The organism is Pseudomonas sp. R62 (genome assembly GCF_000257605.1).
GTDB lineage: Bacteria > Pseudomonadota > Gammaproteobacteria > Pseudomonadales > Pseudomonadaceae > Aquipseudomonas > Aquipseudomonas atacamensis.
Genome location: NZ_JH635998.1, coordinates 993,355 through 1,004,037, shown reverse-complemented (window position 1 = coordinate 1,004,037; position 10,683 = coordinate 993,355). Strand labels below are relative to the sequence as shown.

The window sequence follows — 10,683 nt, the reverse complement described above, 5'->3', positions numbered from 1 at the left end:
CGTAGTAGCGACGAATGTTCGCCACGAAGTGCACCGGCTCGCCACCGCGGGCGTAGCCGTAACGGGTCTTGCTGTACCACTGTTTCTGCGGCAGACGCGGCAGGATCTTTTTCACGTCCAGCCACTTGTCCGGATTCAAGCCTTCCTTCGCCGCCAGTTTGCGCGCGTCATCCAGATGGCCGCTGCCGACGTTGTACGCCGCCAGGGCGAACCAGGTGCGATCCGGTTCCTGGATCGAATCGTCCAGCTGATCCTTCATATAAGCCAGGTACTTGGCGCCGCCCATGATGCTCTGCTTGGGGTCGAGGCGGTTGGACACGCCCATCGCTTGCGCGGTGTTCTGGGTCAGCATCATCAAGCCGCGTACGCCGGTTTTCGAGGTCACCGTCGGCTGCCACAGGGATTCCTGATAACCGATGGCGGCCAGCAGGCGCCAGTCGACTTTCTCTTTCTTCGCGTAATTCTTGAAGTGCTGTTCGTATTTCGGCAGGCGCTGCTGCAAGTGCTGGGCGAAGGTGGTGGCGCCCATGTAGCCAAGCACATCGACATGGCCGTAGTAGCGGTCCTTCAGGCGTTGCAGGGTGCCGTTCTTCTGCACCTTGTCCAGATAGGCGTTGATTTCATTGAGCAGGCTGTTGTCTTCGCCCGGGCCCACCGCCCAGCTCTGACTGCGCGCGTCGCCGAGGTCGAAGGCCACGCGGATGTTGGTGAAGTACACCTGATTCATCGCCACTTCGTTGGAGTCGACCAGTGTCAGGTCGATCTGGCCTTCATCGACCATGCGCAGCAGATCGACCACTTCAACCGCGTCGGATTCTTCGTATTCGATACCGGGATATTTCTGTTTCAGCGCGGCCAGTTGCTCTGCGTGGGTGCTGCCCTTGAGCACGGTGATCTTCTTGCCGACCAGATCCGCCGGATCGGTGGGGCGCGACTGGCCGTTGCGGTAGATGATCTGCGGGGTGACTTCGAGGTAGGAGTGGGAGAACCGCACCTGCTTCTTGCGTTCATCGCTGCTGACCAGACCGGCGGCCGCGAGCACCGGGCCGTTCGGCTTGCCGACCTGGTTGAACAGGTCATCGAGGTTGTCGGCGGTCTCGATCTTCAATTCGACGCCCAAATCGTCGGCGAAGCGCTTCACCAGCTCGTATTCGAAGCCGGTTTCACCGCTGCGATCCTGAAAGTAGGTGGCGGGGCTGTTGCGGGTAACCACGCGCAGCACACCGTCCTCCTTTACGCGCTCGAGTGTGTTGGGTTTATCAACACAGCCACCGAGCACCAGGAAGAGTCCGGTTGCGATCAGCCATTTGGCGTATCGCGGACGCAAAGCCGTTGGGAAAAACATCTGCGCAGTATACGCAAACGGCCACGGGCGCCATATCTCGACAGCGTAGGACTAGTCTGCTAGCGATCACAAAATCGAACGAAATCCCTTGAATACGGGCCTTCATGGCATTTTGTTACAGTAAAAATAAGCCGCGCTGAAAGGCTTGATTTACCTGACCCCGAAGGCAGAAACACAGATTGCTACCCGAGTGCAACCGTGCGTAGCGTTTCGGGTGATGTTGAGGTCGGTTTAGGCTAGAATGCACGGCCTCAAAGCACACCCCTTCCCGAGGCTGTCCCGAAGATGTTGATCCTGCGCGGCGCTCCTGCCCTTTCTGCCTTTCGCCACAGCAAACTCCTTGAGCAACTGAGCCAGAAGGTTCCAGCTGTCAGTGGCCTGTATGCTGAATTCGCTCACTTCGCCGAAGTCACCGGCGTCCTGACCGGCGACGAACAGCAGGTGCTAGCGCGCCTTCTGAAGTACGGCCCAAGTGTTCCGGTTCAAGAGCCTACCGGCCGTCTGTTTCTGGTGTTGCCGCGTTTCGGCACCATCTCGCCGTGGTCGAGCAAGGCCAGCGACATCGCCCGCAACTGCGGCCTGAGCAAGATCCAGCGTCTGGAACGCGGTATCGCTTTCTATGTTGCAGGGCAGTTCAGCGAAGCCGAAGCCCAACTGATTTCGGACGCGCTGCATGACCGCATGACCCAGATCGTGCTGGCCAACCTTGAGCAGGCCGCCGGTCTGTTCAGCCATGCCGAGCCGAAGCCGCTGACCGCCATCGACATCATCGGTGGCGGCCGCGCCGCGCTGGAAAAGGCCAACACCGAGCTGGGCCTGGCCTTGGCCGAAGACGAGATCGACTATCTGGTCAACGCCTTCAACGGTCTCAAGCGCAACCCGCACGACATCGAACTGATGATGTTCGCCCAGGCCAACTCCGAGCACTGCCGCCACAAGATCTTCAACGCCAGTTGGGACATTGACGGCCAGAGCCAGGAAAAAAGCCTGTTCGGCATGATCAAGAACACCTATCAGATGCACAGCGAAGGCGTGCTGTCCGCTTACAAGGACAACGCTTCGGTGATTGTCGGCAACGTTGCCGGCCGCTTCTTCCCGAACCCTGAAACCCGCCAGTACGGCGCGGTGCAGGAGCCGGTGCACATTCTGATGAAGGTTGAAACCCACAACCACCCGACCGCGATTGCCCCGTTCCCGGGCGCATCGACCGGTTCCGGTGGCGAGATCCGTGACGAAGGTGCAACCGGTCGCGGCGCCAAGCCAAAGGCCGGCCTGACCGGTTTCACCGTATCGAACCTGCAGATCCCGGGCTTCGAACAGCCGTGGGAAGTGCCGTACGGCAAGCCTGAGCGCATCGTCACCGCGCTGGACATCATGATCGAAGGCCCGCTCGGCGGCGCTGCGTTCAACAACGAATTCGGTCGTCCGGCGCTGACCGGCTATTTCCGTACCTTCGAACAATCGATCACTACCCCGCACGGCGACGAAGTGCGCGGTTACCACAAACCGATCATGCTCGCTGGCGGCATGGGCAACATCCGCGAAGAACACGTCAAGAAGGGCGAGATCGTCGTCGGCTCCAAGCTGATCGTGCTCGGCGGCCCGGCGATGTTGATCGGTCTCGGTGGCGGCGCGGCTTCGTCGATGGCCACCGGCACCAGCTCTGCGGATCTGGATTTTGCTTCCGTGCAGCGTGAAAACCCTGAAATGGAGCGTCGCTGCCAGGAAGTCATCGACCGTTGCTGGCAGCTCGGCGACAAGAACCCGATCAGCTTCATCCACGACGTCGGCGCGGGCGGTCTGTCCAACGCCTTCCCGGAACTGGTCAACGACGGCGACCGCGGTGGCCGTTTCGAACTGCGCAACATTCCAAACGACGAGCCGGGCATGGCCCCGCACGAAATCTGGTCGAACGAGTCCCAGGAACGTTACGTGCTGGCAGTCGGCCCGGAAGACTTCGAGCGCTTCCAGGCGATCTGCGAACGCGAGCGTTGCCCGTTTGCCGTCGTTGGTGAAGCCACTGCCGAACCGCAACTGACCGTGACCGACAGCCACTTCGGCAACAACCCGGTGGACATGCCGCTGGAAGTGTTGCTGGGCAAGGCGCCGCGCATGCACCGTTCGGTGGTTCGCGAAGCCGAGCTGGGCGATGACTTCGATCCGTCGAACCTCGACATCAGCGAGTCCATCGAACGCGTTCTGCATCACCCGGCCGTAGCCAGCAAAAGCTTCCTGATCACCATCGGCGACCGCACCATCACCGGCCTCGTCGCCCGTGACCAGATGGTTGGCCCGTGGCAAGTGCCGGTGGCCGACGTTGCCGTCACCGCCACCAGTTTCGACGTCTACACCGGTGAAGCGATGGCGATGGGCGAGCGTACTCCGCTGGCTCTGCTGGACGCGCCGGCCTCGGGCCGCATGGCCATCGGCGAAACCATCACCAACATTGCTGCCTCGCGCATCAACAAGCTCTCCGACATCAAACTGTCGGCGAACTGGATGTCGGCGGCCGGCCACCCGGGCGAAGACGCGCGTCTGTACGACACCGTGAAAGCGGTCGGCATGGAGCTGTGCCCTGAGCTGGGCATCACCATTCCGGTGGGCAAGGACTCGATGTCCATGGCCACGCGCTGGAACGACAACGGCGAAGACAAGACCGTCACCTCGCCGATGTCGCTGATCGTTACCGGTTTCGCGCCAGTGGCTGACATCCGTCAGACCCTGACCCCGGAACTGCGCATGGACAAGGGCACCACCGACCTGATCCTGATCGACCTCGGTCGCGGCCAGAACCGCATGGGTGCATCGATCCTCGCGCAAGTCCACGGCAAGCTCGGCAAGCATGCGCCGGACGTCGATGACGCCGAAGACCTGAAAGCCTTCTTCGCGGTGATCCAGGGCCTCAACGCCGACGGTCACCTGCTGGCCTACCACGACCGTTCTGACGGTGGTCTGCTGACTTCCGTGGTGGAAATGGCCTTCGCCGGCCACTGCGGTCTGAGCCTGAACCTGGACAGCGTTGCCGAATCCGCCTCGGAAATCGCCGCGATCCTGTTCAACGAAGAACTCGGTGCGGTGATCCAGGTTCGTCAGGACGCCACCCCGGACATCCTCGCGCAATTCAGCGCCGCCGGTCTGGGCGACTGCGTGTCGGTGATCGGTCAGCCGATCAACAATGGCCAGATCAACATCACCTTCAACGGTGACACCGTGTTCGAAGGCCAGCGTCGCCTGCTGCAACGTCAGTGGGCCGAGACCAGCTACCAGATCCAGCGTCTGCGCGACAACGCCGACTGCGCCGAGCAGGAATTCGACGCGCTGCTGGAAGAAGACAACCCGGGCCTGAGCGTCAAGCTCAGCTACGACGTCAATCAGGACATCGCCGCGCCTTACATCAAGAAAGGCATCCGCCCACAGGTTGCCGTGCTGCGTGAGCAGGGCGTCAACGGTCAGGTGGAAATGGCCGCCGCATTCGACCGCGCCGGTTTCAGCGCGATCGACGTGCACATGAGCGACATCCTCGCCGGTCGTGTCGACCTCAACGAGTTCAAAGGCCTGGTGGCCTGCGGCGGTTTCTCCTACGGCGACGTGCTCGGCGCCGGTGAAGGCTGGGCCAAATCGGCGCTGTTCAACAGCCGCGCCCGCGATGCGTTCCAGGGCTTCTTCGAGCGTAACGACAGCTTCACGCTGGGCGTGTGCAACGGTTGCCAGATGATGTCCAACCTGCACGAGCTGATTCCTGGCAGCGAGTTCTGGCCGCACTTCGTGCGCAACCGCTCCGAGCAGTTCGAAGCGCGGGTGGCGATGGTGCAGATCCAGGAATCGAACTCGATCTTCCTGCAGGGCATGGCCGGTTCGCGCATGCCGATCGCCATCGCCCACGGTGAAGGGCATGCCGAGTTCGCCAGCGAAGAAGCACTGCTGGAAGCCGATCTGTCCGGTTGCGTGGCGATGCGTTTTGTCGACAACCACGGCAAGGTCACCGAAGCCTATCCGGCCAACCCGAACGGCTCGCCGCGCGGGATCACCGGCCTCACCAGCCGTGATGGTCGCGTGACGATCATGATGCCGCACCCGGAGCGTGTGTTCCGTGCGGTGCAGAACTCGTGGCGTTCGGAAGACTGGAACGAAGACGCGCCGTGGATGCGTATGTTCCGTAACGCTCGCGTGTGGGTTAACTGATCGTAGTGTACAAGTTGGCGTTTTTTGTTCCTGACAGTCATGTCGAGGTGGTCAAAGGGGCTGTGTTCGCTGCCGGTGGTGGGCGGATCGGTGACTATGACCACTGTGCGTGGCAGGTGCTTGGCCTGGGCCAGTTTCGACCGTTGGACGGCAGTCAGCCGTTTATCGGTCAGGCGGGGCAGGTCGAGCGGGTTGAGGAATGGAAGGTTGAGCTTGTCGTGGCGGATGAGTTGATCGTGGCTGTTGTGGCGGCGTTGAAGCTCAGTCATCCGTATGAGACGCCTGCTTATGAGGTGTGGCGGCTGGAGGATTTCTGATCTTCTTGGTTGCTTGAACGGGAGACCCGCAGATGAGTGATTGTCTGCGGGTTTTTTGTTGCCGCTGATTTTTGTCCGGGCGCATTTCCACTGTGGGAGCGAGCCTGCTCGCGAAGGCGCCCCTACAGGCGAGCATGCTGGCTGATTGAGTGAATATCCGTTGCTTCGGGTGCTGCGGCTGGCGGTTTCGCCCTTACGGCGACTCACTTTTTTTACAAACGCCTAAAAAAAGTAAGCAAAAAAACGCTTGCTCCTACGTTCGGCCCTCGCAGGCTCGGGTTCCTTCGCTCCGGGACTGATCCGGGCGCAGCGGCTCCGGTTTGCTTCGCTGCACCTCCTTCCGCTGTGTCTGGCTGCGCCAGACGGTCGCTGCGCTCCCACGCCCGGATCAATCCCTCCACTCAGCCTTCCGACGTCGCCGGTGGATCAAGATCAAAAGCACTCGAGCTTGCGCTCATTGTGTAGGAGCTGCCGAAGGCTGCGATCTTTTGATCTTGATTTTGCTTTCTGTGGGAGCGAGCTTGCTCGCGAAGGCGGCCTGTCAGCCGACCCGTTTCTCACTGAATGACCCGATGACAACTGTAGGAGTGAGCCCGCTCGCGATGAGGCCCATCCATGCTCTCGAGAACTTGAGATTGTTTAAATCCGGTACCCGATGACCTGAACCTTCCCACAACGTTTTCCGGTTGTCCGTCGGACGTGCGATCTCTAGTCTTTTCCCGTCGCTGCGAATCAGCGATCGGGAGTGAGATCCCCGGATAGCTTGCAACTGGCGCCAGCACCACGATAATTGGCGCCAGCTCAATCTGCTGCCTGCTTTATGGCGGCTGTGTGCGGGCAGACTTCGGTCTGGCCGGTTGCCTGCTCCGGTGGATCTCACCTCGCACATAGCTGCCACCTATTCGCCGCGTGAGATCCGGCGATCGATGGCTGCCCATCAGCATCAGCAGGAGAAGCATTGTGGATAAAATCGTTCCCGATCCACCATACGAACCCACCCCCCTCGAACAAACCATCCGCGCCGACGACCTCGCGAAAAACCGCGAAGCGATCAAGCGCGCTCTGGATTTTTACCTGTGCCCACAGCCGAGCAAAGCGCGCCCGCCCGGCACCCTGTTTCTGATCCAGCCCGACGTCGACACCGAAACCCTGCTCGCCCACGCCTGTGAATCCCTCGCTTCAGCCAACACCTTGGCCAGTGATTTCGCCGATCAGTTGGGGCGACCGCAGCGCAATACGGCGCTGGCGATTCAGCAGATCATCATGCTTGCTGAGCTGGCGGTGAACCGTGCACTGGATCGGGTTGATCCGTAGGCGTAAAAAAACCACCGGGCCGTTAAGCCCGGTGGTTTTCCACGACGTGCAATCGCGTGGATGTCACGTCACCTGTGTCAGCTTGACGTCCGTTACAAGCATGTCGACCAAGGTTCGCAGGTATTTGAAGCTCTGATCTTTTTTCCCCCAGCGATCAATGAAGAACAGACCTTTGTCATTGATCTGAATCGGCGTCTCAACGATCTCGCCGGACCTGGATCTATGCACCACACTGGCTTTGCGGGTATCTGCATTTTCGATCAGGAATTGGCCCTGTCGAGTCAGTCTGCTGCGACTGACAGAAGGAGGCGCAGCAGGCTTTTTCGTTCCGGGGACGGCCACCTCCATCACAAAGTCGCTGCTCAAGGCCCTCACGTTGGCCTCGTGCTGGCCGCTGACAAATTCCCATGTACCGCGATGAATATCCCTGGCCAGCTCGGGGGCGGTGTCGCGCACGTGCAGGCTGACGGCTGAAAGTGTATCGGCCAGACCTGGCACGCCGAGGTTGTAATTGGTGTGCGCACTGCCGATGAGGGCCACCCATTTATGCGGGCCGTTGGCCAGTTGATCAGCCTCGATCACTTGGGTTGCAAAATAGCTGAACATCTCGTTTCGCGAGACTGCTTTGTCATGCAGGCCCTTGAGGTGGTAGGACGCTGTGCAATCGATCGCTCTGATGCGGATGTTGTATTTGGCTGCTGCCTGGTAGAGCTCCGTGTAGGTATCGCTCCCACCGTAAGCCATCATGTGCCCTCGGTCCTGACGATGCAGGTACGCCTTCAGCCTGTGCGGCATACGTTGGGTTCGCAAAAAAATGTCGAGATCGGCCTGGTGCAGATCGGTGAACAGGTGCTCGACATACAACGTGTCATAGCCTGCTTTCTTGAGCGCTTTCATGTGCTTTTTCAGCAGCGCTTTGCTCGCTACATCGGCATGGGCTTCGCCGATCAGCAGATTCAAGCGTCCGTCGGCCAGCTGCCGCAGAAAAGCCTCGAATGTGCAGTCGGAGGTGAGCACCGGCAGGATCGGCGCATCGGGAGGGACGTAGTCGGTGAAAGCGTCTCTGGCGGTTTTTTCCAGGCGCTTGCGCTGGGCGATGAAAGCCTCGTAGGCCGTTCTTTCACTGGAGATCGTCGGGGTGTAATTCGAGTCCATGGAGTAGGGCTTATGCAACATTTCAGCAATATCGTCACGCAGCGGCAAAGCCACATCGAAATCGCTGAAGTGATCAACGGCGCTAGCTGCGGCGGGCGGCCTGGAGACGGGTAGAGGTGCCTTGTAGGTGCTCGGCATCTGTACCAGGAAATCACCTTGCGCAGTCGCATCGCCGGCGATGGCGCCGGGTGTATCCCTGCTTATGCGTGCCGGTTGGTACAGGTCGATGTCTTCAACACGTATGGCTACGGCCTCGTGCAGGTCGGCCAGGCCCGGCGTGTTGTCGAACGTGGTCATGCGCGACTGTTCGGTCAGGGCAATCCAGCGCTCTTCGCCGACGTCGGCCACATCGCTGGCAAGCGCCTTGTGCGAATAGAAGTTTCTGATGGAGTTGTTGCGCGGGGTCAGCGGCGAGACTTCGGACATCACCATGATCCCTTCGAGTTTATAGCTGGCCGAGCCGTCTAGCGCATGGATGCTCATGCCTTTTTCCCGGGCCCTGCGCACCAGCGCCAGGTAAGAAAAAGCTGCGTCCGGCGCATACCCCATGGCTTTGTCGAGCGCCTTCAGGTGTTTGTTGATATGAAACCAGGAGCCGTTCCTGTTGAGCTTTTCCAGTTTGAGATGAAACACGTCACCCGGCAGGTATTCGAGAAAGAGATGCTTGTAGCCGTTCGCCACGAGGACGTCGAGATGCTCGATCAATAACTGTTTGCTGGCGATCGAACCAGGTTGTGCACCGATCACCAGGTTCTTCGCGGCGAATGCATCGCTGCCGATCAACTGTGCGAATGAGGTATTGGCGGCAACCGCCGGCACTTCGGCACGGGCGGGCAGCGGTGCGAGCCGGGCAAAATGGCGCGTGGCGTCTTTGGTGAGTTTTTTCGACCTGTTCCAGATAGGCTGTGCGAACATCGCTCAACTGATCGACCACCCGGGCCATGATGGTCTGCCGCGGGATACCCATATCGCTCAGTTGCAGCAATGCCTCGCGCGATTGCGGCACCAGCAACGTTTCGACGCGCTCGCGGTAGTCGATCGCGACTCCATAATCTTTGTGCGGACCGGGTGTATCGGGCACAGCTTCGTATTTCGGTGCACCGCCGGACAGGCCGCTGCGCACCATCACCCCGTCGGAATTGCGTACGGTCAGAATGCCGGTCGAAAGCAGTCCGGAGCCATTCGGATCCGGGCGGTAGAGCAAATAACGGCCCAGCGCGTCCGGGTTGTTACTGGCGTAATACGACTGTCCTCTGAAAGCGACCGCCTGCATATCGTCCCAGACGGGTTCAGTGGCCATTTGATCGACCAATGCCAGAGCACTCTGTTGCTCATCGCCGGCAGTGGCGACAGCCTGACGCAACGGGCGCCGGACGGGCTTGAGTGACCGTAGCGCCGGACGCAGATCCGTCAGCACCGCGCCGGCACTGTTGAACAGATAACCGAGCAAGTGCCGGAACGCTTCGTTGTTGTTGCCCTGACGATAGGCATGCAGGGCGAGCATCGCGTCCTTGAAGGCCAGCAACAGGCCGGTGCTCAGGCTCAACAGCGGGAAGGGCGCGGTGGCGATGGCCGCGACCCACTCAACGCTCGTCCAGATCAGGCCAGCGATCATTTCGCTACGACTGGTGGTGGTCGCGTGGACGTTGTCGATCCGCCGTTGCAGCTTCATGTCATAGAGCGCGGTCAGCAGGTCGCTGACGGCGTCAGCCGGTCGCATCGAGTCGTAGCGGGCGGGGCTGGGGGTGGTTTTGTTGAGGTCTTTGGGCAGCTTCTTGCGGATGTTGTCCAGGTGCGTGCGGACCCGGGTCTGGGCGCTGATACCCACGCGCGAGGTGAAGTACTCGACCATGCCCGATTGCAGCAGCAGATAATTGAACAGGCGCGCTTCACGAAAACGCACGCCGTCCGGCGCGTCCGGCGTATACAGCAGAACCGGATTACTGCCATGGCTGAACAGCCAGGTATCGATCACCCATTCGCCGTCGATCATCAACCGGTGGATCGGGTACTTCGTCCGCGTCTGCCCCGACGTTTGATCCATGCTGGTGATGCTTTGCTGGAGCCATTGCAGGTCGCTGCTGGCGATATGTCCTTGCAGCTGGCATTCCAGCGCGGCGCTTTGCATCTGGCGCTGAGTGATCGCCAGCGTCGCGTTGCGGCGGAACGCGTAGCCTTCGCTCTGGGAATTCTGCAGCTCCTTTTTGACTTTGTCGGTATAGCGTTGGCCGATCCACACCCCTGTGACCGAGCGCGCGACATTCTGCGCGGTCAGGCTGCTGATATCGACGCCTTGCGGACCTCTGAAGCGCGCCGAGCGTGAAAATTTATGCTCGAGAAAACCCACGCCGTCGGCATAGCCGTCGCGAT

At 60.4% G+C, this 10,683-nt stretch carries 5 protein-coding genes; 3 read left to right on the top strand and 2 right to left on the bottom strand.

Annotation, left to right across the window (positions count from 1 at the left end; genetic code table 11):
• On the bottom strand, positions 1–1,345 hold a 1,345-nt coding region (gene mltF / locus OQK_RS05960; RefSeq protein ID WP_081489832.1), incomplete at its 3' end, for a membrane-bound lytic murein transglycosylase MltF.
• 285 nt (positions 1,346–1,630) lie between these two features.
• Between mltF and purL the strand changes: the two genes are divergently transcribed.
• From purL to OQK_RS05945, 3 genes are all read left to right on the top strand, one after another.
• Positions 1,631–5,527 carry a phosphoribosylformylglycinamidine synthase gene (gene purL, locus OQK_RS05955; protein ID WP_016771559.1) on the top strand — a complete coding sequence of 1,299 codons (3,897 nt, stop codon included), beginning with the start codon at positions 1,631–1,633 and terminating at the stop codon, positions 5,525–5,527.
• Positions 5,528–5,532: 5 nt separating this feature from the next.
• The gene (locus OQK_RS05950) at positions 5,533–5,844 is read left to right on the top strand and encodes a Nif3-like dinuclear metal center hexameric protein (protein WP_016771558.1); all 312 of its coding nucleotides are present in this window, start codon (positions 5,533–5,535) and stop codon (positions 5,842–5,844) included.
• 960 nt (positions 5,845–6,804) lie between these two features.
• Complete coding sequence (locus tag OQK_RS05945; RefSeq protein ID WP_016771557.1) at positions 6,805–7,158, top strand: DUF6124 family protein; 354 nt, start codon at positions 6,805–6,807, stop codon at positions 7,156–7,158.
• A gap of 63 nt (positions 7,159–7,221) precedes the next feature.
• Here OQK_RS05945 and OQK_RS31950 read toward each other — a convergent pair whose 3' ends face one another.
• Entirely contained in the window at positions 7,222–9,228 is a 2,007-nt protein-coding gene (locus OQK_RS31950) for a membrane-targeted effector domain-containing toxin (protein WP_162098719.1), read from the bottom strand.
• Positions 9,229–10,683: the final 1,455 nt, after the last annotated feature.

What these genes read in the sequence shown, in the direction of transcription:
- OQK_RS31950 (WP_162098719.1), bottom strand. Translation starts at nt 9,228, where the DNA reads ATGTTCGCACAGCCTATCTGGAACAGGTCGAAAAAACTCACCAAAGAC.
- purL (WP_016771559.1), top strand. Translation starts at nt 1,631, where the DNA reads ATGTTGATCCTGCGCGGCGCTCCTGCCCTTTCTGCCTTTCGCCACAGC.